Origin of the sequence: Glycomyces buryatensis (assembly GCF_004912275.1) — a bacterium.
Lineage (GTDB): Bacteria > Actinomycetota > Actinomycetes > Mycobacteriales > Micromonosporaceae > Glycomyces > Glycomyces buryatensis.
Map to the genome: position 1 here is coordinate 1 of NZ_STGY01000032.1, position 911 is coordinate 911.

Sequence of the window (911 nt, forward strand, 5' to 3'; positions counted from 1 at the left end):
CGACCGGACCGGCCGGTGAGCGGGACGCTCGTTGAACGGCAACGTTCCACCGGAACGGACCGGTCAGCGGGAGGCCTCTCGGTAGGCCTTTGCCCGGTCGGGACCGACCGGTGCAAGCGATGCTCCTTGGCGGGCTGCACGTGGCCGGATGGGACCGGCGCAGACGCGAAGCCCCCCGGGGGAAGGGCACGACCGACAGGCACGAAGACCGAGGCCCGAGAGCCGAGAAGCCGATGCGTGATGCACGAAGCGGGACAAGGGAAGGAGGCACGACGCCCATGACGGCCATGACCGGCTCAAGCTCGACCACGCCGCGCCCCTGCCCCGCCGACACTTCCGCACGGGAGACCCGGCAGCGGCGGCCACCGGCACGGCCAGCACCCGCACCACACCGACGACCGGCCCCGCCCCGGCAGGCCACCCCGACCGGCCCTCCTCGTCTCTCCGTCGTTGCAAGCCTGAACGGCAAGGGGAATGCCACCCATCCCCGGCGGCGCACCGGCAACCGCATTGCCACCGCTTCATCGCTGACGGCTTGAACGCCGACCGAAGACCGGCCCGGCCCCGGCAGCGCACCCGGGACCGGTTCCTTCACCACTCCTTCGTTGACTGCTTGAACCGCAAGAGCGATGCCACCGGGGCCCGGCGACGCACCCTCGACCGCGCTGCCACCGCTCTCCGTCGCTGACCGCCTGAACCGCAAGGGAAACGCTGCCGTGCGCTGCGACGCACCGGCGACAGGCTCGCCACCTTGCCATCGCTGAAGGCCCGAACCTTCACCGACGACCAGCCCCGGCCCGACAAGCCGCCCCCGACCGGCCCTCACCATCGGCCGCTCCATCGCCGGCGTCGGCATCGGCATCGGCATCGGCATCGAGCATCGAGCATCGAGCATCGAGCATCGAGCATCG